Annotated in this window: 24 protein-coding genes; 7 read left to right on the top strand and 17 right to left on the bottom strand. The window is 60.3% G+C overall.

The annotated features are described in order from the left end of the window. Positions 1-167: 167 nt before the first annotated feature. Positions 168-1,253: a type I restriction endonuclease gene (locus tag ACF6ZU_RS19420; RefSeq protein WP_392886117.1), complete on the bottom strand. Its 1,086-nt coding sequence runs from the start codon at positions 1,251-1,253 to the stop codon at positions 168-170. 238 nt (positions 1,254-1,491) lie between these two features. Here ACF6ZU_RS19420 and ACF6ZU_RS19415 point away from each other — a divergent pair, with 238 nt between their 5' ends. Further along, positions 1,492-1,902 (top strand): low affinity iron permease family protein, encoded by a 411-nt coding sequence (locus tag ACF6ZU_RS19415; RefSeq protein WP_392886116.1) that lies wholly within the window; start codon positions 1,492-1,494, stop codon positions 1,900-1,902. Positions 1,903-1,977: 75 nt separating this feature from the next. Here ACF6ZU_RS19415 and ACF6ZU_RS19410 read toward each other — a convergent pair whose 3' ends face one another. From ACF6ZU_RS19410 to ACF6ZU_RS19370, 9 genes are all read right to left on the bottom strand, one after another. Continuing rightward, the gene (locus ACF6ZU_RS19410) at positions 1,978-2,481 is read right to left on the bottom strand and encodes a DUF4142 domain-containing protein (RefSeq protein ID WP_392886115.1); all 504 of its coding nucleotides are present in this window, start codon (positions 2,479-2,481) and stop codon (positions 1,978-1,980) included. Positions 2,482-2,555: 74 nt separating this feature from the next. Further along, positions 2,556-2,714 (bottom strand): stress protein, encoded by a 159-nt coding sequence (locus ACF6ZU_RS19405; protein ID WP_392886114.1) that lies wholly within the window; start codon positions 2,712-2,714, stop codon positions 2,556-2,558. 116 nt (positions 2,715-2,830) lie between these two features. After that, positions 2,831-4,180 (bottom strand): diguanylate cyclase domain-containing protein, encoded by a 1,350-nt coding sequence (locus ACF6ZU_RS19400; RefSeq protein WP_392886112.1) that lies wholly within the window; start codon positions 4,178-4,180, stop codon positions 2,831-2,833. Positions 4,181-4,267: 87 nt separating this feature from the next. Continuing rightward, positions 4,268-4,906, bottom strand: coding sequence for a LysE family translocator (locus ACF6ZU_RS19395; RefSeq protein ID WP_392886110.1), 639 nt, complete (start codon positions 4,904-4,906; stop codon positions 4,268-4,270). 50 nt (positions 4,907-4,956) lie between these two features. After that, positions 4,957-5,388, bottom strand: coding sequence for a fosfomycin resistance glutathione transferase (gene fos, locus ACF6ZU_RS19390; RefSeq protein WP_392886108.1), 432 nt, complete (start codon positions 5,386-5,388; stop codon positions 4,957-4,959). Between the two features lie 331 nt (positions 5,389-5,719). Beyond that, positions 5,720-7,051: an MFS transporter gene (locus ACF6ZU_RS19385; protein ID WP_392886106.1), complete on the bottom strand. Its 1,332-nt coding sequence runs from the start codon at positions 7,049-7,051 to the stop codon at positions 5,720-5,722. A gap of 175 nt (positions 7,052-7,226) precedes the next feature. Continuing rightward, positions 7,227-8,153, bottom strand: a complete 927-nt coding sequence (locus tag ACF6ZU_RS19380; RefSeq protein WP_392886104.1) for a hydroxymethylglutaryl-CoA lyase — start codon at positions 8,151-8,153, stop codon at positions 7,227-7,229. Further along, positions 8,150-9,343, bottom strand: coding sequence for a CaiB/BaiF CoA transferase family protein (locus ACF6ZU_RS19375; RefSeq protein WP_392886102.1), 1,194 nt, complete (start codon positions 9,341-9,343; stop codon positions 8,150-8,152). Before ACF6ZU_RS19375 ends, ACF6ZU_RS19380 begins: the two co-directional genes overlap by 4 nt. Before the next feature lie 235 nt (positions 9,344-9,578). Next, on the bottom strand, positions 9,579-10,487 hold the full coding sequence (locus tag ACF6ZU_RS19370; protein ID WP_392886100.1) for a LysR family transcriptional regulator: 909 nt from the start codon (positions 10,485-10,487) through the stop codon (positions 9,579-9,581). A 240-nt stretch (positions 10,488-10,727) separates the two neighbouring features. On the opposite strand from ACF6ZU_RS19370, the gene ACF6ZU_RS19365 reads away from it, so the two are divergent. Together ACF6ZU_RS19365 and ACF6ZU_RS19360 are read left to right on the top strand one after the other, a co-directional pair. Further along, positions 10,728-11,957 (top strand): aminotransferase class I/II-fold pyridoxal phosphate-dependent enzyme, encoded by a 1,230-nt coding sequence (locus ACF6ZU_RS19365; protein WP_392886098.1) that lies wholly within the window; start codon positions 10,728-10,730, stop codon positions 11,955-11,957. A gap of 19 nt (positions 11,958-11,976) precedes the next feature. Next, positions 11,977-13,143, top strand: coding sequence for an MFS transporter (locus ACF6ZU_RS19360; protein WP_392886096.1), 1,167 nt, complete (start codon positions 11,977-11,979; stop codon positions 13,141-13,143). On the opposite strand, the gene yiaY is transcribed toward ACF6ZU_RS19360, so the two are convergent. Beyond that, positions 13,140-14,288: an L-threonine dehydrogenase gene (yiaY, locus tag ACF6ZU_RS19355; RefSeq protein WP_392886094.1), complete on the bottom strand. Its 1,149-nt coding sequence runs from the start codon at positions 14,286-14,288 to the stop codon at positions 13,140-13,142. The two genes, ACF6ZU_RS19360 and yiaY, sit on opposite strands and share 4 nt — an antisense overlap. Positions 14,289-14,445: 157 nt before the next feature. Here yiaY and ACF6ZU_RS19350 point away from each other — a divergent pair, with 157 nt between their 5' ends. Beyond that, complete coding sequence (locus ACF6ZU_RS19350) at positions 14,446-15,465, top strand: DUF4917 family protein (RefSeq protein WP_392886092.1); 1,020 nt, start codon at positions 14,446-14,448, stop codon at positions 15,463-15,465. Between the two features lie 102 nt (positions 15,466-15,567). Here the strand turns inward: ACF6ZU_RS19350 and ACF6ZU_RS19345 are convergent, their stop codons facing one another. Beyond that, positions 15,568-16,110 (bottom strand): helix-turn-helix domain-containing protein, encoded by a 543-nt coding sequence (locus tag ACF6ZU_RS19345; RefSeq protein WP_392886090.1) that lies wholly within the window; start codon positions 16,108-16,110, stop codon positions 15,568-15,570. 109 nt (positions 16,111-16,219) lie between these two features. On the opposite strand from ACF6ZU_RS19345, the gene ACF6ZU_RS19340 reads away from it, so the two are divergent. Together ACF6ZU_RS19340 and ACF6ZU_RS19335 are read left to right on the top strand one after the other, a co-directional pair. After that, complete coding sequence (locus tag ACF6ZU_RS19340; protein WP_392886089.1) at positions 16,220-17,002, top strand: aldolase; 783 nt, start codon at positions 16,220-16,222, stop codon at positions 17,000-17,002. A 29-nt stretch (positions 17,003-17,031) separates the two neighbouring features. Continuing rightward, entirely contained in the window at positions 17,032-17,919 is an 888-nt protein-coding gene (locus ACF6ZU_RS19335; protein ID WP_392886087.1) for a dihydrodipicolinate synthase family protein, read from the top strand. Positions 17,920-18,028: 109 nt separating this feature from the next. Here ACF6ZU_RS19335 and ACF6ZU_RS19330 read toward each other — a convergent pair whose 3' ends face one another. From ACF6ZU_RS19330 to ACF6ZU_RS19320, 3 genes are all read right to left on the bottom strand, one after another. Beyond that, the gene (locus ACF6ZU_RS19330) at positions 18,029-18,373 is read right to left on the bottom strand and encodes a YegP family protein (RefSeq protein ID WP_392886085.1); all 345 of its coding nucleotides are present in this window, start codon (positions 18,371-18,373) and stop codon (positions 18,029-18,031) included. A 165-nt stretch (positions 18,374-18,538) separates the two neighbouring features. Beyond that, positions 18,539-18,844 carry a ribbon-helix-helix domain-containing protein gene (locus ACF6ZU_RS19325; protein ID WP_008025707.1) on the bottom strand — a complete coding sequence of 102 codons (306 nt, stop codon included), beginning with the start codon at positions 18,842-18,844 and terminating at the stop codon, positions 18,539-18,541. 14 nt (positions 18,845-18,858) lie between these two features. Further along, positions 18,859-19,440 carry a DJ-1/PfpI family protein gene (locus tag ACF6ZU_RS19320; protein ID WP_392886083.1) on the bottom strand — a complete coding sequence of 194 codons (582 nt, stop codon included), beginning with the start codon at positions 19,438-19,440 and terminating at the stop codon, positions 18,859-18,861. A 284-nt stretch (positions 19,441-19,724) separates the two neighbouring features. On the opposite strand from ACF6ZU_RS19320, the gene ACF6ZU_RS19315 reads away from it, so the two are divergent. Further along, on the top strand, positions 19,725-20,615 hold the full coding sequence (locus ACF6ZU_RS19315) for a DMT family transporter (protein ID WP_392886081.1): 891 nt from the start codon (positions 19,725-19,727) through the stop codon (positions 20,613-20,615). Positions 20,616-20,754: 139 nt separating this feature from the next. Here ACF6ZU_RS19315 and ACF6ZU_RS19310 read toward each other — a convergent pair whose 3' ends face one another. Beyond that, positions 20,755-21,969 (bottom strand): class I SAM-dependent methyltransferase, encoded by a 1,215-nt coding sequence (locus ACF6ZU_RS19310; protein ID WP_392886079.1) that lies wholly within the window; start codon positions 21,967-21,969, stop codon positions 20,755-20,757. Between the two features lie 218 nt (positions 21,970-22,187). After that, complete coding sequence (locus ACF6ZU_RS19305) at positions 22,188-22,805, bottom strand: TPM domain-containing protein (protein WP_392886077.1); 618 nt, start codon at positions 22,803-22,805, stop codon at positions 22,188-22,190. Between the last annotated feature and the right edge of the window lie 8 nt (positions 22,806-22,813).

Below are 22,813 nucleotides of genomic sequence, written 5' to 3'. Positions count from 1 at the left end.
CGCTCTCCTGTCGGTGTGTTGCCGTGCTGTGGTTGACAACGATTCGCTACGATACAACGACTGACAGGCTCTGCTCCATTCCACCTTTGGCGAGAAACGAGGGCTAACGCCTCATCAAAAAAAAACCGGCTTTATCGGCCGGTTTTTTCCGTCGCGAGATATAGGTCTCAATCGTAATATCCGACGGTCTTCTTTAAATGATCTGAATATTCGTAGATGTCATCGACAGAGTTTATTGCATGCCGGGTTTCGTTCTTCTCTTCGTCAAAAATGCCGATGTATTTTTGTGAGCGATTGAAATGCAGACGACAGATCGGTTTGCGGTTGTTGTCGTCGAGCAGAATACCGAAGTAACTCTGGGTATCGCGCTGAACGATTCGCTTGGCATCAACGACTGAGCGGACCACTGCACGGACGATGTGATACCCCTCAAGTTCCTCCAACGTTGTCAGAACTTTGTCCTCCGACTCGTCCCGCAATTCCGGTTGTTCGCCCCCGCTGGAAGAAACCGGCAAAGAGGCCAGCGCGGGTTGAATAGCGCCGCTCATGGCCGATTTGAGCCGGTCATTGATTTGGTCGTTGAGGAATTGCACCACCGCCTTTCTCGTCAGCTCATGGAACTGCTCACGGACTTTCTGAGTAATCACACCGTCGTAGACACGCGAAGCGAACACCTTCACAAAATCATCGTCGGGTTTGCTGACCTGCGATGCGATGATTTTTTTGATTTGGCTGACGTACTTCAATTCCCCAGCGGCGCTGATGATCGAGTCTACGTCGAACGCTGATTTGGTGAGTTTTACCAGTTCAGGTACGGAGTATTCGTCAATATCCAGAAGGTCGAGTTCGAGAAATGGCTTCTCGTCCATTTTGTTGGGTGCGTCCAGGTCAGTAAAAAACTTGTAGACCTGGCCGTTGGTGAGGATTGAGATACGAGCGCTGGTGACATGGAAGTAACGAAACAGCTGTGATGCGTGATTGATGTGTAGCGGCTCGCCTATTTTTTTGCACTCGATCAGGATCTGAACTTCGCCAGCCTTCATGATCGCGTAGTCAATTTTTTCCCCTTTCTTCGTTCCGATATCGCAAACAAATTCGGGAGTTACCTCGGTCGGATCGAAAACATCGTAACCAAGCACCGTGCTGATAAAGGGCATGACAAATGCGTTCTTGGTCGCCTCTTCCGTTTGAATTGCAGCACTCTGCAAACGAACTTTGGCGGCGAGACTTGTTAGCTTTTCGAAGAATTCCATGAGTAGCCTCTTAGCTGTTTTCGATCCGTGTTTTTTGCATGCTGGCAAATTGACTGCCCTTGATAGTAGACACAAACCGACACAAAGAAAGATTCCATTCAGGAATTACGAATCACAGTGATTTCTTTCAAACATTTCCAGACCAAGGGATTTCTCACACCCTACAAAAACGTAAGCAGAATTTTCAATGCCCCCGCGCTGTCACAAATTCAGGCGCATCCCTATAAGGAACACGGCAATGAAATTCGCAAAAATCTCGCAGAAACTCGCCTTGTGGGCCGGCAGTCCCAAGACGTTCATGGGGGCGTTGATTCTCATTGGTCTGTGGGGGTTGAGCGGGCCGATTTTTGATTACAACGATACCTGGCAGCTGATCATCAACACCTCGACCACGATCATTACTTTCCTGATGGTGTTCCTGATTCAGAATACGCAGAACCGCGATACCGACATTCTGCATTTGAAAATCGATGAGTTGCTGCGGGTGAACAAGGAGGCGCAGAACGCGATGCTTGGGCTTGAGGCGCTGGACCTTAAGCAATTGGAGGCGCTGCGTAAGCATTATCGCGCTATGGGTGAAGACGAGGTGCATGGTCTGGCGGGGTTGGTGACTAAGGGCAAGCATAAGCAGGATTTGAACGACTGCTAAATGCGAGCGACGGCGGTGTGTCTGGCACACCGCGCTGTCTGGATCGCCAGCAAGCCGGCTCCTACAGAGTGTGCGTTAGCGACCGGCTTGCAGGGCCTTGGCCATTTGCAGGTGGTTTTGCAATTTGGGCAGGGTTTCTTCGGCGAAAGCTTTGATTTCCGGGACGTCGGTGGTTTGCGCTTGCTGCTGCAATTGCTCGATGGCTTCCTGGGTCGTCTTCACCTGACTGGCGGCATATTCCTGGTCGAAAGCGGCGCCCTCTTTCACTTCCGGCATCAAGGCTTTGGCCTTGTCGACCACTTCTTCCCGTGGCGCCACCGGCAAGTCGAGTTGCTTGGCGATTTTCGCCAGGTGCTGGTTGGCGGTGGTGCGGTCGTTGATGACGACGATGGTGTAGTCCTTGACCTCTTTGGATTCGGACTTCTGGTGCGCCAGGCGGCTGGCTTCGATGTCGGCCATGCCTTTGGCCGAGGCATCGTTGATGAATTCGGCGGGGGACTGGGCAAAAGCACTGCTGGCACACAGGCCCAGCAACATGGCAAAACTGGCATCGCGTAAACGGGTGGCCATCCGGCTCATGGTCGCGCCCTCCTCAATTTAAAATTCAAACGGGAGCTTTCGCTCCCGCCTCTCAATCAAAACCACGTCCACCACTACTTGGATTTCTGGCCACCTTTGCGGGCCATACCAGGTTTCATCGGCTCTTTATCGACAGACGTGGTGGTAGTTTTCCCACCTTTACGATCAGCTTCAGACGCTTTCGTTCGATCGGTGGCTGTGTGTTCCGTGTTGGAATTTCTTGAGTTAGGCATGATTCTCTACCTCTTGGTATTGATCGCGGCGAGCTGTGGCCCGCATAGAATCTGAATTTCGATCACTGCAAAGGTTTAGAGAAATTGGCATTGATGCGACGAACGGCGGCCAGTAGTCAGCTTTCCGCCCGCAGGTGATTTTGCCGTTTGGCGCTGTACATGGCCTCGTCGGCATGCCGGAACAATTGCTTTTCCTCGGTGCCATGCTCGGGAAAATGCGCGACGCCGATACTCGGCTGAATGTTCAGGCTGTGGCCGTCCAGCCGCAGTGGCTGGGCCAAAACCTGTCGGATTTTTCCGGCTACACCGTCAGCATCGTCAGCGGCCTGAATGCTGTGCAACAACACCACGAATTCATCGCCACCGATGCGCGCCACGGTGTCGGTTTCCCGCACGCAGCCCTTGAGCCGATTGGCCACGGCTTGCAGCAGCATGTCGCCGACCGCGTGGCCGTGGGTGTCGTTGACCTCTTTGAAACGGTCGAGGTCGACGTACAGCAACGCCATGCGTCCGCTTTCCAGTTTGGCCAGGGCGAGCGAGGCTTTTAGACGGTCACGGAGCAACTCACGATTGGGCAATTGGGTCAGTTGATCGTATTGGGCCATGCGCTCTAGCCGGGCATGCAACTGCTTGCGTTCGATGGCGGTCGCGACCTGGGCGCAGACGAACTGCAACAGTTCCTTGTCCTGCTCGGTATAGCGCTCGCCACCCGCAACGCTTTTGACGATCAGCGCGCCGATGGTGCCGTTCTGCGAATTCAGCGGCACACCGAGCCAGCACGGTGAATGCTGGCCCGTGACCAGCGCTTCGAACCCTGCGGGGGTGTTGGTTTGATTCGGCGTCAGCAGGATCGGTTGACCGCTGCGAATCACCTCGGCGCACAAGCGTCCGGTCACCGTTCCAGGCTGTTCCGGTTGCTGCTCGTTGTCGTCGACGTGGTAGGGGAAATTGAGCTGGGCGCAGTGCTCGTCATACAGCGCGACGGAAAAATTCAGCGCCGGCAGCCATTCGCCGATGATCAGGTGGATGCGCTTGAACAGCGCCAGCAAGTCTTCCGCCGCGTGGGCCGCTTCGGATATCGCATACAGCGCCGCTTGACGGGACTCGGCCTGCTTGCGCTCGGTGATGTCGCGGGCCACGGCGATGCGCAGTTGATCGACTTCCGACCAGCGCGCGGACCACAGGATATGCACCACCCGGCCATCCTTGCGCACGTAGCGGTTTTCGAAGTTGAGCTTGGGTTCGCCGCCCATGATGTCTCGCGCGGCGTCGAGGGTGCGCTGGCGATCGGCGGGGTGCACCAGTTCGATCATCGGTTGGCCGACCAGCTCGGCCGGCGCATAACCGAAAATGCGCTCGCACGCCGCACTGACGAAAACAAAGCGACCTTGTTTATCGACCGCGCAAACGGCGTCCAGCAGTAGATCGATGTAACTCGCCAGCGGCGCGGAATTCCTGGTGGTCATGGTGCAGAGAGCGTGTCCGGACAATTCAGCAATAAAAAAACCATCCCTGCCCCCATCCATTCAACCGTCGCCTCCCTGCGATCGGTTTCAAGTCTTGTTCGGCATCAGCCCCGGCAAGGCATGCACCAGGGCGTTGATGGCGAAACCGATAAACATCACCCCGCACAACCGGGTAATCGCCAGCTCATGCCGCTGATACAAGCTGCGCACCTGGCGAGCGCCGACGATGCCAATGAGGATAGCGTAGGCCAGCAGACCGCCAACGAAGCTCAGGACAATCAACCACGGCAGCATCGACCAGTTCAGCAGTTCCGCGCGGCTCGACAGCAACGCCGTAAAGGTCGCCACCGCCACCGGATAGGCTTTCGGATTGGTCAGGCCGAACATGATGCCGTGCCAGAACGGCTGCCGCGCCGGGCCTTGCGGCGCTTCGGCACTGCTGCGCTTGGCGCGCACGGCACGCAAACCGAGCCAGAACAGGTAGAGCCCACTGAGCACGCCCAACACGTCAAACGCGGTGCTGCCGATTTCCCGCGCACCGACAATCGCGATCAACGCGGTGCTGCACCAGATCACGTCCCCGAGCAAATGCCCGCACAGAAACCCCGCCCCGGCCTTTCGCCCCCGCGCCGCGCCAATGCCGAACACCGCCAGTACACCGGGCCCCGGCGTGATGCCGTAAATGAAGCCCGAGGCGAGCACGGCCAATAGCAGCGATGGGGTCATCGGGAAATCCTTTTGTACCATTTGGTGAATGGGCGCAAGTCTATATCAGGTCAAGGGACATCTACCGACTGATCGTCGAAGAACTTCATGCCCGAATAGGGCTTTTGTCGACAGGCGGCCAACCGCGACGCCAGATCGCCGACATGGGCTTCGAGCTTATGGCCGTCCGGGTCAAGAAAATAGAAAGACGCGCCTTCGCTGCGGTTATCGCGCCATTCCTCGACGTTGGCCGCTCGCAGGCGTTCGACGAAGCCCGAGAAGTCGGATGCGCTTAGGGAGAAGGCGTAATGGGTGTAGTCGGCGGCGGGTTCGGTGTTGCGCAGCGGGTCGAGGGAAAGGCAGAGCCACAGGCCGGGCAAGGAGAGATAGGCGCCAGTGTCCCAGGTGGCATCGAGCCGCAGTTGCAGCAGGTCGTAATAGAACTCGACGCTGCGGGGCAGGTTCGTGACGGCGAGGGTCAGGTGGTTGAGGCCGGTTAGCAAGCTGATTACCTCGGGCGTCGAAAGATAGGCGGTGCAATATCTCCTGCTCAATCGGCTCATACAACCCGTGCAACGGCTGATGCATGACCAGATCGCTTGGATGGCGTTGCGCTTACCAGCGATGGCGGTCAGGAGTTACGGTGCAGTTTTTTAGGGCCCTATCGCCAGCAAGCCGGCTCCTACAATTTTGTGCAGGCTTCAGGAGTAATGATTTTTAACTGAATGCCCCGATCCTGTAGGAGCCAGCTTGCTGGCGATGGCGGCCTGAAATCTTGAGGCAGATTTTGAGGGCCCCATCGCCGGCAAGCCGGCTCCTACGGGTTGTGCGGGCCTAGAACTTGTCGAGCGTGCGCAGTTTCTGCGGCAATCCCCACAGCAGCAGCGCGACGGCGATCAGCGCGCAGACGCCGATGACGTACAGCGCCGGTGTGGTGCTGCCGGTCAGGTCCTTGATCCGGCCGACCATGACCGGGCTGACGATGCCGCCAAACTGGCCGAGGGTGTTGATCACCGCAATCCCACCTGCAGCCCCGGCGCCAGCACCGGCCAGCAGTTTCGGTGGCAGGGTCCAGAAGCTCGGGATGGAGGCGATGATCCCGGCGCCGAGCAGGCCCAGCGCGACGATCAGGAAGGTCGTGTGGTTGGCGAAGATCCCCGCAGAGAAAAACCCCAGCGCGCCCACCGCCACCAGGCCGGCGACAAACTTGCGCCGCTCACCCGTCGAGTCGGACAACCGCCCGATCACCACCATGCTGATCGCCCCGCAGATGTACGGGATCGCGGTCAGCAGGCCGATCATCACCGGGCTCTCGGTGCCTGCACTGCGGATCAGCTGCGGCGCCCAGAAATTCAAGCCGTAGGACGCCACCTGAATCAGGAAGTAGATCAGCCCCAGAGTCAGGAAACCGGGAATCCGTAGCGCCGCGAGCAACGAGCCGCCGCTCTTGTGCGGTTCATGGTGGGCAATGCGGCTGGCCAGCAGGGTTTTCTCCGACGGTGTCAGCCAATGGGCGTCTTCGATGCGGTCCTTGAGCAGGGTCAGCACCAGCAAGCCGAGGCCGATGCAGGGCACGCCGCCGAGCAGGAACAACCAGTGCCACCCGCGCATGTCCATGAAGCCGTCGAGGTGTTGCAGCACCAGTCCGGAGAACGGCGCGCCGACCAGGCCGGCAAACGCCGACGACAGGAACAGCATCGAGGTGATGCGCCCGCGATAGTGCTGCGGGAACCACAGCGTCAGGTAATACAGCACGCCAGGCGCGAAACCGGCCTCCATCGCGCCGATCAAAAAGCGCAGCGCGTAGAACTGCCATTCGCTGTTGACGAACACCATCGCCGCCGTGGCGAGGCCCCAGGACATCATGATCCGGGCGATCCAGCGCCGTGCGCCGACCTTGTACAGCATCATGTTGCTCGGCACTTCGAAGATCACGTAACCGACCACGAACAGCCCCGCGCCGAGGCCGTAGGCGGTGTCGCTCAGGCTCAGGTCGGCCTGCAACTGGAACTTGGCGAAGCTGATGTTGATGCGGTCGAAAAACGCGAACAGGTAGCAGACCATGATCAGCGGCATCAGGCGCCAGGCGACCTTGCTGACCAGGGCTTTTTCTTCGTCGTGGTTGACGGACGGGCTCGCGCCCGCCTCCAGTACGTTAAGGCTCATGCTGTTTCTCCAGGCGGACTTCCCGTGGGTGTCCGATTGTTTTTGTTGTCTGGTTGGAATGGCGTTTTCTGTAGGAGCCAGCTTGCTGGCGATGGCGGCGGCCCATTCAACATGGATGTCGCCTGACCCACCGCTATCGCCGGCAAGCCGGCTCCTACAGGGGGATTCGGTGTGGTCAGGTGGGGATCGGGTGCAGGTCGCAATTGCGCCCGGCCTTGGCCAGTTGTCCGGGGACTTCGTGGCCGAGCAGCGCCGGCAATCCTCGCGACAACGTCAGCAGCAGCGGCAGATCGATGCCGGTGTGAATGCCGATTTCATCGCACAGGTTCACCAAATCTTCGGTGCAGATGTTGCCCGACGCGCCCGGGGCAAACGGGCAACCGCCGAGGCCGCCAAGAGCTGCGTCGAAGCGTCGGGCGCCAGCCTCGTAAGCCGCCAGCACGTTGCACAACCCGAGGCCGCGGGTGTTGTGGAAATGCAGGGTCAGATCCGCTGGCGAAACCCGCTGCAACACCCGCCGCACCAGCCGATCCACCTGCCGTGGGTTGGCCATGCCGGTGGTGTCGGCCAGGGTGATGCCCTGAATTCCGAGTTCCTGATAGGCGTCGACGATTTGCAGCACACGGTCCTCATCGATCTTGCCTTCGAACGGGCAACCGAAAGTGGTGGCGATGCTGCCGTTCAGCCGCACCTCGGTATCGCCCACGTACTGCACGATCTCGCCGAACGCCGCCAATGACGCTTCGCAACGCATGCGCATGTTCGCCAGGTTGTGGGTCTGGCTGGCGGACATCACCAGGTTCAGCTCATCGGCGCGACAGGCCAACGCCCGTTGCGCGCCTTTGAGATTAGGGATCAACGCGACGTAGATCACCTGCGGTTGACGGCTGATGCCCTTGAACACCAGCTCGCCATCGCGCAGGGCGGGAATGGCTTTGGGCGACACGAACGAACCGGCTTCGATGCGGCTGAAACCCGCCAGCGACAGTTGATCGATCAACGCAATCTTGTCAGCGGTTTCGACCCAGGTCGGTTCGATTTGCAGGCCGTCGCGCGGGGAGACTTCCTGAACGATCAGGGTCTCGGAAAAGTCTGTGATCATTGCACCACCCCTTCAGTTTTCAGGCGCTCGATGTCCGATGCGGTCAGGCCCAGCCCGGCGAGAATCCCGTCGGTGTGCTGGCCAAGACCGGGGCCCGACCAGTTCACGCCGCCGGGGGTTTCGGAGAGTTTGGGCACGATGCCCGGCATCTTCACTTTTGCACCGCCGGGCAGGTCGGCGCTGAGCAGCATGTCCCGCGCCTGATAGTGCGGATCGGCGACGATGTCGGCCACCGAATAGATGCGTCCGGCCGGCACTTCTGCGGCTTCCAGCGCCGCCAATACATCATCGATGGGCAGGCTGCTGGTCCAGTGGGTGATGGCGGCGTCGAGCACATTGCTTTTCAAGGCGCGGCCATCGTTGTGAGCAAACTCTGGCGCTTCGGCCAGGTCGCGGCGACCGATCACCTCCATCAAACGCTTGTAGATCGGGTCGCTGTTGCCGGCGATCACCACGTAGGCGCCATCGGCCGTCAGGTAGGTGTTGGACGGCGCGATGCCGGGCAAGGCACCACCGCTGCGCTCACGGACATGACCGAGCATGTCGTATTCCGGCACCAGGCTTTCCATGACGTTGAACACGCTTTCGGCCAGCGACACGTCGACAACTTGCCCACCGCCCTGCCCGGTCTTGACCCGCAGCAGCGACATCAGGGCACCGATCACCGCGTGCAATGACGCCAGCGAATCGCCGAGGCTGACACCGACCCGCGCCGGCGGCGAACCGGGGGTGCCGGTGGTGTAGCGAATGCCGCCCATCGCTTCGCCGATGGCGCCGAAACCCGGGCGGTCGCGGTACGGACCGGTCTGGCCGTAACCGGAGATTCGCACCAGCGTCAGGTTGGGATTGAGCGCGTGTAGCACGTCCCAGCCCAGGCCGAGTTTCTCCAGGGCGCAGGGGCGCAGGTTTTCGATCAGCACGTCGGCGCTGGTCGCCAGTTGCTTGACCAGTTCGATGCCTTCGGGGGATTTCAGGTTCAGCGCCAAGGACTTCTTGTTGCGCGATTGCAGGTACCACCACAGCGAGGTGCCCTCGTGCAGCTTGCGCCATTTGCGCAGGGGATCGCCCTGGCCCATGGCTTCGATCTTGATCACCTCGGCGCCGAACTCGGCGAGCATGCGCGCGGCGAACGGGGCGGCAATCAGCGTGCCTATCTCGATCACCTTGATTGCACTCAGGGGGGCAGTCATCGCGGGGTACCTCTTGTTCTTGGAATAGGTGCCAAGGCTAGAGGAGCGAGGGGCGTGGAATCCAACCTTCAGTTGGCAACGGGCGTTCGCCAAACGCGAACGCTCTCAGAGATTGTCGCGACCGTTAGTCCGCCATCGCTGGCAAGCCAGCTCCTACAGTTGATCTGGGTGTACACAAATCCCTTGTAGGAGCTGGCTTGCCGGCGATGAGGCCGGCCCATCCAATCGAGAATGATCAGACTGCCCCACGCAACTGCTCAAACAACATCCGGCTCACCGGCGACAACGCCGCCTCATCGCGCACCACCAGGATCAACGCCCGATCCGACCAGTCATCGGTCAGCGGCACCGCCTGCAACCCCAGCGCCCGGCCAAACAACTCATAGGCCTTCTGCGGCAAAATCCCGATGCCCATGTTGGCCTGGACCATCCGACACATCGCATCGAACCCCGGCACATGAATCCGCAAGCGCAGCACCTTGCCCGCCTGACGCGCCGCCGCGTGGGTGCGCATGTTGATCGAACTGGCGGCATGCAGGCCGACGTAATCGCTGTCCAGGGTATCGGCGAACGCCAGGCTGGAACGACCGGCCAACGGATGATCCGGCAACATCAGCACCACCAGTTTGTCCTGCCGATACAACACGCTGTGCAACCCTTTGACGTCGCTGTCGCTGGAGCAGATGCCGAGGTCCGCCACACCACCCAGCACCCCTTGAATCACCCCGCTGCTGGGACGTTCTTCAAGATCCGTCTTGACCTGGGGATGCCGCTCGGAAAAATCCCGCAAGTCCTCCGGCAGGAACTGAATGATCGCCGACAGGTTGGCGAGCATGCGCACGTAACCGCGAATGCCGTGGCTGTGTTCGCCCAGTTCAAGGCCCATTTTCTCGACGTTGAACAGCATCTGCCGGGCGTGGTGCAGCAAGGTTTCACCGGCCGGCGTCAGGGTCATGCCCTTGGCCTGGCGCACGAACAGGCTGATGCCCAGCGCCTCTTCCAGCTCCATCAAGCGCTTGCTGGCGGCGGATACCGCGATGGCTTCACGGGTCGCGGCACGGGTCAGCGTGCCCTCTTCGTGGACGGCGACGAACAGTTGAAGGGTGATGAGATCGAGGCGACGGATCAGGCTTTTTTGCAGCATGGAGGACTCGATGATTGCGGTTCGACTGAGTCGGCAGGATAGCCCGGTTTTCATGCCATTCGGCAATGCAATCGACCCACAACCTTACGAGGCATCGCCCTACACATTTATCTCTTGTAACACTCAGTTGTACCGGAAACGGCTGATTCAAGGGACCTGGCTGTATCCGATAAAGTCAGCGAACGCACAAGGTTTGCGTCAAACCAATGGATCGCTTCGCACTCAAGGAAAGACGTTCACATGGATCAGGCAACGCACGCGGTAAACACCTTCACCAACTATCGAAAACTCATCTCGCTGGCCGATCACGACTGGAGGATTGCCGAGTCCGGGAAAATTGCGGGGCTCAACGTTGAGGTCAATGGCGATAACCGGTTGAGTGATCAGTTCGGACGGTCGTTTCACCACTTCTGTACCACTTCCTATCTCGGGCTGGATCATCATCCCGCCCTGCTCGAGGGCGCCATGACCGCCTTGCGGGAAATCGGTACGCTGCGTATCGCCAGCTCGAGGAACCGCTGCAAGCTGGCGGCGCTGGACCACTACGAAACCGAACTGTCGGATTTGTTCGGTGCCAGTTGCCTGAGTACCTTGTCGTGCACCGCCGCGAGCGCTGGAATCCTGCCGCTGCTGGCCAGCGGCGTGTTCACGCAGGGCCGGTCCCCGCTCATGGCGTTCGACCGTTTGGCCCATTACTCGATGAACCATTTGAAATCGGCGTGTGCAGACGAAACCCGCGTGGTGACGTGCCCCCATAACGACATGGATTTTCTCGAGGACCTGTGTAAACAGCACACCAGCGTTGCGTACATTGCCGACGGCGCGTACAGCATGGGCGGAGTCGCGGACATGGACAGCCTTGTGTACCTGAAGGAGCGCTATGGACTGTTTCTGTACCTGGACGACTCCCATGCACTGTCCGCAGTCGGTACATTCGGCGCCGGCCTCGTACGCCCCCGCATCCCGGTGTTTGATGATCGCTGCCTGATCGTTGCGTCCCTGGCCAAATCGTTTGGCGCCAGTGGCGGGCTGGTGATGCTCGGCAGCGAACGACAGAAAAAACTCATTCAGCGTTACGGCGGCCCCAATAACTGGTCGCAAAGCTTGAACAGCGCTGCAATCGGGGCTGGCAGAGCGTCCATCCAGTTGCATCGCACGGCGGAATTTGGCGCATTGCAGGAGAAGCTTCAGGCTAACATCCAGCTTTTCGACAGCCTTGTTCGAACCGGGCAACACGGCAGCGACATGGCCATTCGGTTGATTCGCTGCGGTGACGCGTCGCTGGCCAACAGCATCGCCATCGAGCTGGCCAATCTCGGCTTCTTTACCTCGGCGGTGTTTTTCCCGGTGGTTGCACAACGCCAGGCGGCACTGCGAATGACCCTGCGGGCCGACATGGAGCCGGCACTGATCCGACAGTTTTGTGGGCACGTGACCGATCTTCTGCACACCCGGAACATCGTTGATTAATCCCCTGAGGAAGACTCGATTGAAGAGCAGCACCACCCTCCTCGTTACCTGCAGCACGGTTTTCCTCGCGCAGTTGGGCATGAGTATTTACCTGCCGGCGCTGCCGGAGATGGCGCGATATCTGTCTGCCGATGCCTCGCAGGTTTCATGGGGATTGGCGGTGTACCTGATCGGCATGGCGCTGCCGATGCTGTTCTGGGGCAGCCTTGGTCAGCGCATCGGCCGAAAACCGGTGCTGCTGGCGGCGCTTGGTATTTATGGAGCGGGCAACCTTGCGCTGCCCTTGGGCCAGACGCTGGAGTCCTTTCTGTTTTTCAGACTGGTTCAGGGCATCGGGGCCAGCGGAATTTCGGTCATGGCCCGGGTGTTGATCCGCGACAGTTTTCGCGGAGACTTGCTGGCCAAGGCGCTGTCATGGCTGTCGATTTCTTTCGTGGTGGCGCTGGGGATCGGCCAGTATCTGGGGTCGGTCATCCAGGTCGCGTTGGGCTGGCCGGCGATTTTCTACCTGCTGGGCAGTGTGAGTCTGTTGCTGGCGATGGTCGTGGCACGGGTCACGTTCCCGATGCGGACGGAAGACACCGTTCAGTCGTCCGCGTGGCCGAGCTATTGGCGCATTCTGCGTGATCGGGCCTTTCTGTTGCCGGCGCTCACCGGCGGGTTGGGTTATGGGGTGATCATTGCCTTCAACACCGCGGCACCACTGATTCTGCAAGGCCACTTCAACTGGTCGGCGGTGGAATATGGGTTGCTGGGCTGGCCGATCAGCGCCGCCTATTTTCTCGGCGCATTGGGGGTCAACGGTTTTGTGTTACGCACCGGTCAACGCCGATTGATGACGGCAGGGGTCGGGTTGGTGTTGAGCGGTAGCCTGGTGATGTTACTGGGGAGCATCACCGGCAGTTCGTTGGCGCTGCTGTTCTGGTTGCCCTACTGCGTTGCGGTGTTCGGCCAGTCGTTGAATTACCCGATCAGCCTGTCGCTGGCCAACGACGGTTCGCCGATCGGCGGTGCTTATGCGATGGCGTTGAGCGGGTTCATTCACCAGCTGATGGCCGCCACCATCGGCGGAATCGCCAGTCTGATCGCCAGCCAGCAGGCATGGCCGTTGTCACTGTTATGCACCTTGCTGGCCTTGGGCGCGATGCTCTGCGTGATCATCGCGCCAGACCGTAAAGCCGACTAAAACGCGCTGCGGAAAATCTCCTCGATCTGCCGCTGATCCGCCGCCCGCGGATTGGTCACACCACAGGCATCTTTCAGGGCGTTGCTGGCGAGGGTCGGGATATCGTTGAGGCGGGCGCCGAGTTCGCGCAAACCGGCGGGAATCTCGATGTCCTTGGACAAGCAACGAATGGCCGCGATGGCTGCCTGGGCGCCCTCTTCCGGGCTGAAACCGCGGATGTCCGCGCCCATCGCGTGGGCCACGTCGGTCAGGCGATCGGCGCAGACCATCGCGTTGAAGCTTTGCACATGGGGCAGCAGCACGGCGTTGCACACGCCGTGGGGCAAGTCGTAGAAACCACCCAACTGGTGAGCCATGGCGTGGACATAACCCAATGAAGCGTTGTTGAACGCCATGCCGGCAAGGAACTGCGCGTACGCCATGTTCTCCCGCGCGCCGAGGTCGTTGCCATCGCGCACGGCCAGGCGCAGGTTGTTGCTGATCAGGGTGATCGCCTTCAGCGCGCAGGCATCGGTGATCGGGTTGGCGGCGGTGGACACGTAGGCTTCAATGGCGTGGGTCAGCGCGTCCATGCCGGTGGCGGCGGTCAGGCCCTTGGGCATGGCGACCATCAGCGCCGGGTCGTTGACCGACAGCAGCGGCGTGACGTTGCGGTCGACGATGGCCATTTTCACGTGGCGCGATTCGTCGGTGATGATGCAGAAACGGGTCATCTCGCTGGCGGTGCCGGCGGTGGTGTTGATGGCGACCAGCGGCAGTTGCGGCTTTTCGGACTGATCGACGCCTTCGTAATCACTGATCTGTCCGCCGTTGGTCGCGCACAAGGCAATGCCCTTGGCGCAGTCGTGGGGCGAACCACCGCCCAGCGACACCACAAAATCGCAGTGTGTTTCCTTGAGCAGCCCCAGGCCGCTCTCGACATTGGCGATGCTTGGATTGGGTTTGGCGCCGTCGAAGATCACCGAGTCGATGTCCTGCATCGCCAGTTTCTCGGCGATCATGCTCGCCACGCCAGCCTTGGCCAGCCCGGTGTCGGTGACGATCAGCGCCTTTCGGAAACCGTACTTGCGAATGGCGTCCATCGCTTCGTCGAGGCACCCGGTGCCCATGATGTTCACGGCGGGGATGAAAAACGTGCTGGTCATGGCGAATCTCCAAATCCGGGGCCGGTTCGGCTGCTCGATCCGGCGGGTATCCACAGGATCGACCTATCCACCAGGCGCTAACTTGATCTGGCTCAACGACGGGTCGTGATAAAGTCGCCGCCCATCCGACCTTTTGCTTTTTGAGACGACGACCGCAATGACCGATTTCCAGGATGTCGATGCCCAACTTGAAGACTGGAGCACCTTGCGCGCCAGCACCTCGATCAGCGGCCTGCTGGTGGGCAACGGCGCCAGCCGCGCAGTGTGGGACGATTTCGGCTACGACTCGCTGTTCGAAAACGCCCGCACGGTCGAAGAAAAACCCCTGAGCCAGTCCGAGCTCAGCGTGTTCGACGCGATGCAGACACGCAGTTTTGAACAGGTGCTGGGCGCGCTGAAAACCACCAGCCGGGTGAACAAGGCCCTGGCGGTCAGCTCCGCCGCGCCGCGCAATCGCTACTACGCGATCAAGGAAGCGCTGATCAACACCGTGCACGCGGTGCATATCCCGTGGCGGCTGGTGGTGCCGGCGACACTGGCGACGATCAATCAGGAACTGGGCCGCTACCGGACGGTGTTCACCACCAATTACGACTTGCTCAACTACTGGGCGATCCAGCACCAGCCGGAGGCGATCACCGATCTGTTCCAGGGTGACGAGCCGGGCTTTGACCTGAGCGCCACGGCCACCGAGAAAACCCGCCTGCTGTACCTGCACGGCGGTCTGCACCTGGTGCGCAACCAGAACGGCACCGCGCGCAAACTGATGTCGACCGAGGGCACCTTGCTGGGCAGTTTTGCGATCAACAACACGATCAAGACGCTGGATGACGTGCCGCTGTTCGTGAACGAAGGGCCGAGCGCGGACAAGCTCAAGACCATTCGCAGTTCGGATTACCTGTCGTTTTGCTACGACCAGTTATTGGGGCATGGCGAGGGGTTGTGCGTGTTCGGGCACGCGCTGGGCGAACAGGACAGCCACATCGTGCATGCGCTGCGTCAGGCGAAGCCGGCCGTGGTGGCGATTTCGATTTATCCGCGCAGCAAGGCGTTCATTCAGCATCAGAAGAGGCATTACGCGAAGGTGTTCGAGGGGACCGGATCGGAATTGCGGTTTTTTGATTCGAAGACGCATGCGTTGGGCAGTCCCAAGCTCACCGTGCCCGTCGAGGTCTAGTGTTGTTCAATCTGACGCCATCGCGAGCAGGCTCGCTCCCACATTGGAATGCATTTCCCCTGTGGGAGCGAGCCTGCTCGCGATGGCATAAGTCCATTCAACTCATTCTTCTGCGCTATGCACCACCACCAGCAACTGCGCCTGAACCGCCCCCACCGAGCGAATCCGATGCGGCTTCTGCGCGTTGAAGTGCAGCGCATCACCGCGATCGAGCAGCACGCGCTCGTTCATGAAATCCACTTCCACCTGCCCTTCGTGCACGAACAGAAACTCTTCGCCCAAGTGTTCCTTGAAGGTCTTGTCCGCGAACTCGAACGGCGGGTAGATGATGAACGGCAGCAAACTGCGCTCACTGACCTGATGGGCCAGCACCGCGTAACCGGGACTCTCGGCGTTGGCCGCCAACGATTGACGCTCGTGGCTGCGCACCAGACTGTAGCTGTCGAGGCTGACGTTGTCTTCGGAAAACAGTTCCTCGACCTTCACGTTCAGCGCCTTGGCCAGTTTCAGCGCAGCCGCGATCGACGGCGTGTTCAACCCGCGCTCGACTTTCGACAGGTAGCTCTTGGTCATGCCGGATTTTTCGGCCAAAGCCTCCAGCGTCACGCCCAATTTTTTTCTTAGTAATTTCAAACGGATAGACATGTAGACCGATTAATCCATCAAGGAGGCGATGATTTGTCCTTGCCAATGACACAAAGTGTCATATAGCCTCTTTAGTGTCATTTGCATGAAACCACCCAAGGACAACGATATGGCCAAGACCTTAGCACTACCCAAAGAGCAACTGGTCAAGCAAGCGCTGACCCAGATGCAAAACACCCTGGCGGATAATACGTGGACCGACCGGCAAAAGCTGGCCCTGACCTGCCGGATTCTGTTCGAGAACGGTCACGACTCCGGTCTCGCGGGGCAAATCACCGCCCGCGGCCCGCAGCCCGGTACTTACTACACTCAACAGCTGGGCCTGGGTTTCGACGAGATCACCGCAGGCAACCTGCTGCTGGTCAACGAAGACCTGGAAGTGCTTGAAGGCCACGGCATGCCCAACCCGGCCAATCGTTTCCACAGCTGGGTGTACCGCGCCCGACCGGACGTGAACTGCATCATCCACACGCACCCGACCCACGTCGCGGCGCTGTCGATGCTCGAAGTGCCGCTGCAGATTTCCCACATGGACCTCTGCCCGCTCTACGACGATTGCGCGTTTCTCGAAGGCTGGCCGGGTGTGCCGGTCGGTAACGAAGAGGGCGAACTGATTGCCGGCGCCCTCGGCGACAAGCGCGCGATCCTGCTGTCGCACCACGGCCAGCTGTCCACCGGCACGACCATCGAGGAAGCCTGTGTCATCGCGCAACTGATCGAACGTGCCGCGAAGTTGCAGTTGCTGGCGATGAGCGCCGGGACCATCAAGCCGATCCTTCCGGAACTGGGCCGTGAAGCTCACGACTGGATCGCCCGGCCGAAACGTCACGCCGCTGCATTCAACTACTACGCCCGGCAGAACCTGCGTCAACACGCCGATTGCCTGAACTGAACCCACACACTTTCAAAAGGAGCGTCGCCATGTCGACCCCAAGCATTCACGGCATCATCGGCTACACCATCACCCCGTTCACCGCCAATGGCGAAGGCGTCGATCTCGACGCGCTCGGGCGTTCCATCGACCGCTTGATCGAGGACGGCGTCCACGCCATCGCCCCGCTGGGCAGTACCGGCGAAGGCGCCTACCTGAGCGACGCGGAGTGGGATCAGGTCAGCGAGTTCAGCATCAAACACGTGGCCAAACGCGTGCCGACCATCGTCAGCGTGTCCGACCTGACCACCGCCAAAGCCGTGCGTCGCGCGCGTTTCGCCGAAGCTCATGGCGCTGATGTGGTGATGGTGCTGCCAACGTCTTACTGGAAACTCAGCGAAGCGGAAATCCTCGCCCATTACCGCGCCATCGGCGACAGCATCGGCGTGCCGATCATGCTCTACAACAACCCGGCCACCAGCGGCACCGACATGTCGGTGGACCTGATCCTGCGCATCGTCAACACCGTGGACAACGTGACGATGGTCAAGGAGAGCACCGGCGACATCCAGCGCATGCACCAACTGCAACGGCTCGGCGACGGTCAGGTGCCGTTCTACAACGGCTGCAATCCGCTGGCGCTGGAGGCTTTTGCGGCGGGGGCGAAAGGCTGGTGCACGGCGGCGCCGAACCTGATTGCGCAGCTCAATCTCGATCTGTACGAGGCAGTGCTGGCCAATGACCTGGGCAGGGCGCGGTCGCTGTTCTATCGCCAGTTGCCGCTGCTGGATTTCATCTTGAAGGGCGGGTTGCCGGCGACGATCAAGGCTGGCTTGCGCGCGACCGGGCTGGAGGTGGGAGATCCGCGGTTGCCGGTGTTCCCGCTGGGCGAGGCCGGGCGTAGTCAGCTTCAAGACTTGCTGAACGCACTGCGCTGATCACCAAACCTGTAGGAGCCAGCTTGCTGGCGATGGTGTGTCAGTCGACACATTTGTAGCTGACACTCCATCGCCGGCAAGCCGGCTCCTACAAGGGTTTGCGGTGTTTTTAGAGTACTGGCAAGGTCTTGTCCTTGATCACCGTGGTCGGGCCGTTGGCCTTTACGCTGGCGATGCCTTTCTCCCGCGCGGCCTCGCTCGAATAGGCTTCGCTGCTGCCAATGATCTCGTGGTTGCCGGCCTTGAGGTTGAAATACGGATGGCCGTCCTTGGTGGTCTTTTTCTCGTAGCGCTCATCCAGCGGGCTGTTTTTCTGCACCGAGGCAATGCCATTTTCCGCGGCGCTGCGGGTGGTGTAATGCTCGCTGCCGAGAATGGTTTCGGCATTCGCCGCTTTCAGCACGAAGCGAAACTGGCCGTTGCTGGTTTTGCTCAACTCATACCATCCAGACATGATCGTTCTCCATTGGCGATTGAGAGGTTTCGCGCTTCAGAGTAAAGACCAGCCGTGGATTTTTGTCGCCTGAACCGCCCCCATCGCGAGCAAGCCCGCTCCCACAAGGTACACGCGGTCCCTGTGGGAGCGAGCCTGCTCGCGATGGGGTCGACACTCTCTACGCTACTTCACCACCGCACGCACCACCGACAACTCCGGCGCCTGCACCCGCCGCTGCGACAGATACCGCGTACAACTCACCCGCAAAAACGACGCGAAATTCACCACTTCCCCGCGGTAATCCATCACCTCTTCATACAGCTTGGCGATCAACTGGTTGGTGGTCATGCCGTCGACCTCGGCGATTTCGCTGAGGATGTCCCAGAACTGATTCTCCAGGCGCAACGTGGTCACCACCCCGCAGATGCGCAGCGAGCGGGAGCGCGACTCGTAGAGAATCGGATCGGCTTTGACGTAGAGCTCGCACATGACAACGTCCCTCGTTACAGCGTGATCTTCGTGCCGAGCAAACCGAGGAAACCGGCGAGCCATCTCGGGTGGGCCGGCCAGGCCGGTGCAGTGGCCAGATTGCCTTGAACGTGACCTTCCGTCACCGGGATATCGATGAACGTACCGCCAGCCAAACGCACTTCCGGCGCGCACGCCGGGTAAGCGCTGCACTCGCGACCTTCGAGGACCCCGGCCGCCGCCAGGAGTTGCGCGCCGTGACACACGGCGGCGATCGGCTTGCCGGCCTTGTCGAACGCGCGCACCAGCTCCAGGACTTTTTCGTTCAGGCGCAGGTATTCCGGCGCACGACCGCCCGGGATCAGTAGCGCGTCGTAGTCCGCTTCAGCGACCTTGGCGAAATCGAAGTTCAGGGCAAACAGGTGGCCGGGTTTTTCGCTGTAGGTCTGGTCGCCTTCGAAGTCGTGGATCGCCGTGCGCACGGTCTGGCCGGCTTTTTTGTCCGGGCAGACGGCGTGCACCGTGTGACCGACCATCAGCAAGGCCTGAAACGGCACCATCACTTCGTAGTCTTCGACGTAATCGCCGGCCAGCAGCAGGATTTTCTTGGCAGCCATGGGGAGGACTCCTCTGGTAAATGCATCGGAGTATTCAAGGTAGTCCTTATCCCGCGAGGCGGGTAACAACCGGCTACTACCGCGTTATCGTTCATCGTCGGAACGCCGCCCGGAGCCGGCTCGCTCCCACATTGGAATGCACTCTCCCTGTGGGAGCGAGCCTGCTCGCGATGGGGCCCTCAAACTGTACGGATAACTCTGCACCTAGCTGTAACAGCGGCCCACACCGATTTTATGGCTAGATGAAGCCACTTCCCCGCCACCCTGAATCCTGGTTGCCCAACATGTCCTCGCGCGAAAACACCGGCATGGCCCTCGGCCTGCTCGGCGTTGTGATTTTCAGCCTCACCCTGCCCTTCACGCGGATCGTCGTGCAGGAAATCCACCCGCTGCTCAACGGCCTCGGCCGGGCGCTGTTCGCGGCGATTCCGGCGGCGATGCTATTGCTGTGGCGTCGGGAAAAGTGGCCGACCTGGAAACAGGTCAAAGGCCTGACGCTGGTGATCGCCGGCGTGATCCTCGGCTTCCCGGTTTTATCAGCCTGGGCGATGCAAACCTTGCCGGCGTCCCACGGCGCGCTGGTCAATGGCCTACAACCCTTGTGCGTGGCGCTGTACGCCGCGTGGCTGTCCCACGAACGCCCGTCAAAAGCCTTTTGGACCTGTGCCGCGCTAGGCAGTGCGCTGGTGCTGGGTTACGCGCTGATCAGCGGCGCCGGCAGTATTCAGGCCGGTGATTTGCTGATGCTCGGCGCGATCGCCGTGGGTGGCCTGGGTTACGCCGAAGGTGGCCGATTGGCCAAGGAGATGGGCGGCTGGCAGGTGATCTGCTGGGCACTGGTGCTGTCGACGCCGCTGTTGATCGGACCGGTGACGTACCTGGCGCTGCAACACCAGGGCGAGATTTCGGCCAAGACCTGGTGGGCGTTTGGTTACGTTTCGCTGTTCTCGCAGTTCATCGGCTTCTTTGCCTGGTACGCCGGGCTGGCGATGGGCGGCATTGCCCGGGTCAGTCAGATCCAGTTGCTGCAGATCTTTTTCACCATCGCGTTTTCGGCGTTGTTCTTCGGTGAACACATCGAGCCGATCACCTGGCTGTTTGCTGCCGGGGTGATCGTTACCGTGATGCTGGGGCGCAAGACGGCTGTAAAACCTGCCCGCATTGCCACTGCATAACCCAGCGCATTGAAACGCACCGATCTGTAGGAGCCGGCTTGCCGGCGATGGCGTCCGTGAAATCGCCATCGCCGGCAAGCCGGCTCCTACAGGTCGGTGCGTATCGAGGTTCGAAGTAGTTGTCGGCGCGCAGCAAGGTTCAGAGGTAGTTGTCAGCGCGCAGCAGGGTTTCGAGGCAGTGCTCGGTGATCTGATAGAAATCCTTCAGCTCCTGAATCTTCACCAACAGCTGCGCCGGGTCCACCGGCTCGGCGCGCTTGACCGCCAGGATCATCTTGTTCTTGTTGGTGTGGTCCAGCGAGATGAACTCGAACACCTTGGTTTCATAACCGCAGGCTTCGAGGAACAACGCCCGCAAACTGTCAGTGACCATTTCAGCCTGCTGGCCCAGATGCAAACCGTATTGCAACATCGGCTTGAGCAGCGCCGGGCTCTGGATTTGCAGGCGGATCTGTTTGTGGCAGCACGGCGAGCACATGATGATCGACGCGCCGGAGCGGATGCCGGTGTGGATCGCATAGTCAGTGGCGATGTCGCAGGCATGCAGCGCGATCATCACATCCAGCTCGCTCGGCGCCACGCTGCGCACGTCACCGCACTTGAACACCAGGCCCGGGTGTTCCAGTTTCGCGGCGGCGGTGTTGCACAGGTTGACCATCTCTTCACGCAGCTCGACACCCGTCACCTCGCCTTCGGCGTTGAGGGTGTTGCGCAGGTAGTCGTGGATCGCAAACGTCAGGTAGCCCTTGCCCGAACCGAAGTCCGCGACCCGCACCGGTTTGTCCAGCGCCAGCGGCGAGGTGGTCAGCGCATGGCTGAAGACTTCGATGAACTTGTTGATCTGCTTCCACTTGCGCGACATCGCCGGGATCAGCTCGTGCTTGCTGTTCGTCACGCCGAGGTCGGCGAGGAACGGGCGGCTCAGGTCGAGGAAGCGGTTTTTCTCGCGGTTGTGCTCGGCGGACGGCACTTCACGCAATTGCTGGGGTTTGCTCTTGAACAGCGAAGACTTGCCCTTTTTGCTGTATTCGAGCTGGGCTTCGTCGCTCAACGACAACAAATGCGCATTTTTGAACGAGGCCGGCAGCAACGCGGCAATGGTCGCCACGCCTTCGGCCAGCGGCAGGTTCTTGGTGATGTCGCGGGTCTTGTAGCGGTAGACGAAGGACAGGCAAGGCTGATCCTTGACCGTCAGCTGCTTGATGATCAGCCGCTGCAAATCGGTTTCGCTGCCGACGTATTTGGCCAGCACCAGTTTGATGAAGGCATTGGCGTCGAGGCTGGTCTGCAGCAGGTCGATGAACTGGGCGTGGTGATCCGGCGCGAGGCTGGCGGGAGTGGCGGTGACGGACATGGAAAAAACGGCCTCGGGCGGAGCGAATCGGGAATGGCGGGTATTTTAGGGGGGATGGCCGTTCAGGGCACGGCTAATTTCCCGAACGGTTCAGCATGTGAACGCATTCCCCTGTAGGAGCGAGCCTGCTCGCGATGGTCGTCAACGATGACGCGGGTTGTCTGGGTCAGTCTGGACGTTTTTCGCGAGCAGGCTCGCTCCTACAGGGGGGGGCTGTGTCAGCCCAGAACGACCAACCGGTTCGGCAGCTCGTTGCGCACGTGGGTCACCGGCACATGCACCTTGAGCAGTTCGCCGCACGCTTCGACGCACGTGACGAACCCCTGCAACGTCTGCCCCTGTTTCACCTGCTGGGTGAACGCCGCGACAATCGCCTCCCAGTTCTTGTTGTCCAGCCGTTTGGAAATCCCTTCGTCCACCAGGATTTCCACATAACGCTCGGCCTCGCAGACAAAAATCAGCATGCCGGTGCTGCCGACGGTGTGGTGCAGGTTCTGCTCCAGGAACTGCCGGCGCGCCAGGTTCGAGGCGCGCCAGTGCCGCACCGAACGCGGGATCAGGTGCGTGGTGACTTTCGGAATGCGGAACACCAGGCACAGCACGATGAAGGTGAGCCATTGCACCAGCAGCAGGCTGTGCATGGTCAGCCAGCCGGTCAAATAATGCACGACACCCGGCACCACCAGCGCCAGCAGGCTGGCCCACAGCAGCGGGATGTACGCATAGTCGTCGGCACGGGCCGCGAGCACGGTCACCAGTTCGGCGTCGGTGTCGCGCTCGACCCGGGCGATTGCCTCGGCGACTTTGCGTTGTTCGTGTTCAGTCAGTAATGCCATGTTCAACA

The sequence above is a fragment of the Pseudomonas migulae genome, assembly GCF_043225285.1.
GTDB classification, from domain to species: Bacteria; Pseudomonadota; Gammaproteobacteria; order Pseudomonadales; family Pseudomonadaceae; genus Aquipseudomonas; species Aquipseudomonas migulae_C.
Note: the sequence above shows the minus strand (reverse complement) of the source record. Positions and strands in the feature narration are given on the sequence as shown.

Excerpts from the sequence above, each read along its gene's own strand:
- ACF6ZU_RS19345 (WP_392886090.1), bottom strand. The coding sequence starts at position 16,110 with ATGTCTATCCGTTTGAAATTACTAAGAAAAAAATTGGGCGTGACGCTG.
- ACF6ZU_RS19310 (WP_392886079.1), bottom strand. The coding sequence starts at position 21,969 with ATGTCCGTCACCGCCACTCCCGCCAGCCTCGCGCCGGATCACCACGCC.
- ACF6ZU_RS19305 (WP_392886077.1), bottom strand. The coding sequence starts at position 22,805 with ATGGCATTACTGACTGAACACGAACAACGCAAAGTCGCCGAGGCAATC.
- ACF6ZU_RS19340 (WP_392886089.1), top strand. The coding sequence starts at position 16,220 with ATGGCCAAGACCTTAGCACTACCCAAAGAGCAACTGGTCAAGCAAGCG.
- yiaY (WP_392886094.1), bottom strand. The coding sequence starts at position 14,288 with ATGACCAGCACGTTTTTCATCCCCGCCGTGAACATCATGGGCACCGGG.
- ACF6ZU_RS19400 (WP_392886112.1), bottom strand. The coding sequence starts at position 4,180 with ATGACCACCAGGAATTCCGCGCCGCTGGCGAGTTACATCGATCTACTG.
- ACF6ZU_RS19320 (WP_392886083.1), bottom strand. The coding sequence starts at position 19,440 with ATGGCTGCCAAGAAAATCCTGCTGCTGGCCGGCGATTACGTCGAAGAC.
- ACF6ZU_RS19335 (WP_392886087.1), top strand. The coding sequence starts at position 17,032 with ATGTCGACCCCAAGCATTCACGGCATCATCGGCTACACCATCACCCCG.
- ACF6ZU_RS19420 (WP_392886117.1), bottom strand. The coding sequence starts at position 1,253 with ATGGAATTCTTCGAAAAGCTAACAAGTCTCGCCGCCAAAGTTCGTTTG.
- ACF6ZU_RS19410 (WP_392886115.1), bottom strand. The coding sequence starts at position 2,481 with ATGAGCCGGATGGCCACCCGTTTACGCGATGCCAGTTTTGCCATGTTG.
- ACF6ZU_RS19365 (WP_392886098.1), top strand. The coding sequence starts at position 10,728 with ATGGATCAGGCAACGCACGCGGTAAACACCTTCACCAACTATCGAAAA.
- ACF6ZU_RS19415 (WP_392886116.1), top strand. The coding sequence starts at position 1,492 with ATGAAATTCGCAAAAATCTCGCAGAAACTCGCCTTGTGGGCCGGCAGT.
- ACF6ZU_RS19405 (WP_392886114.1), bottom strand. The coding sequence starts at position 2,714 with ATGCCTAACTCAAGAAATTCCAACACGGAACACACAGCCACCGATCGA.
- ACF6ZU_RS19330 (WP_392886085.1), bottom strand. The coding sequence starts at position 18,373 with ATGTCTGGATGGTATGAGTTGAGCAAAACCAGCAACGGCCAGTTTCGC.
- ACF6ZU_RS19385 (WP_392886106.1), bottom strand. The coding sequence starts at position 7,051 with ATGAGCCTTAACGTACTGGAGGCGGGCGCGAGCCCGTCCGTCAACCAC.
- ACF6ZU_RS19325 (WP_008025707.1), bottom strand. The coding sequence starts at position 18,844 with ATGTGCGAGCTCTACGTCAAAGCCGATCCGATTCTCTACGAGTCGCGC.
- ACF6ZU_RS19370 (WP_392886100.1), bottom strand. The coding sequence starts at position 10,487 with ATGCTGCAAAAAAGCCTGATCCGTCGCCTCGATCTCATCACCCTTCAA.
- ACF6ZU_RS19350 (WP_392886092.1), top strand. The coding sequence starts at position 14,446 with ATGACCGATTTCCAGGATGTCGATGCCCAACTTGAAGACTGGAGCACC.
- ACF6ZU_RS19395 (WP_392886110.1), bottom strand. The coding sequence starts at position 4,906 with ATGACCCCATCGCTGCTATTGGCCGTGCTCGCCTCGGGCTTCATTTAC.
- ACF6ZU_RS19375 (WP_392886102.1), bottom strand. The coding sequence starts at position 9,343 with ATGACTGCCCCCCTGAGTGCAATCAAGGTGATCGAGATAGGCACGCTG.
- ACF6ZU_RS19315 (WP_392886081.1), top strand. The coding sequence starts at position 19,725 with ATGTCCTCGCGCGAAAACACCGGCATGGCCCTCGGCCTGCTCGGCGTT.
- ACF6ZU_RS19380 (WP_392886104.1), bottom strand. The coding sequence starts at position 8,153 with ATGATCACAGACTTTTCCGAGACCCTGATCGTTCAGGAAGTCTCCCCG.